The organism is Bradyrhizobium sp. LeoA1Lang (genome assembly GCF_055413685.1).
In genome coordinates this window covers 1-599 of record NZ_JBVAPG010000487.1, presented here as the reverse complement: position 1 = coordinate 599, position 599 = coordinate 1, and the positions used below count along the sequence as shown (strand labels likewise).

Here is a 599-nt window from a genome sequence, read left to right as displayed (position 1 = left end):
TGCTGGATCGTGTTGTCTGGGTCCGCGATGAATGTGTAGCGATAGGCGACGCCGTCCGGCGAACGCACTTCAAGACCATCGACCAGCCCGCCCTTGGTGTCGGCAAACTGCCAGATCGGCAGATGGTTCAGGTCCTTGTGTGAGCGTCGCCAAGCCAGCTTGCAGAACTCGTTGTCAGTCGAGCCGCCCAGCACAACCGCATCGCGGTCGGCGAAATCCTTCGACAGCCGGGCAAACTCGGCGATCTCGGTTGGGCAGACGAAGGTGAAATCCTTCGGATAGAAGAAAATGATCTTCCATTTCCCAGGGAAGCTGTTTTCCGTCAGCGTCTCGAGCGCGCTCTGCCCGCTCTCTTCGTGCAGATGAAAACCGGGCTTCACGCCTGTGATTTCGAACGGCGGCAACTTACTTCCAATTCCAAGCATATCGTCCTCACAAGTTTGCTTCGCGCGGGAAGCGATGATACCGGCCCCAAGTCAAGCAAGCGATGTGCCAGGAGATCTCGCGGTTCAACTGGCGGAAATGCGACAATCGGATGCTCGCCGCGGCGATATCTCGGTCCGTAATTGGGCAGAATGGGCCATTATCTTACATCGATA

General features: G+C 56.9%; 1 protein-coding gene. It reads right to left on the bottom strand.

Annotated features, from left to right (window positions below; all coding sequences use genetic code 11):
• On the bottom strand, window positions 1-425 hold a 425-nt coding region (locus tag ACZYOF_RS44265; protein WP_463719660.1), incomplete at its 3' end, for a redoxin domain-containing protein.
• Window positions 426-599: the final 174 nt, after the last annotated feature.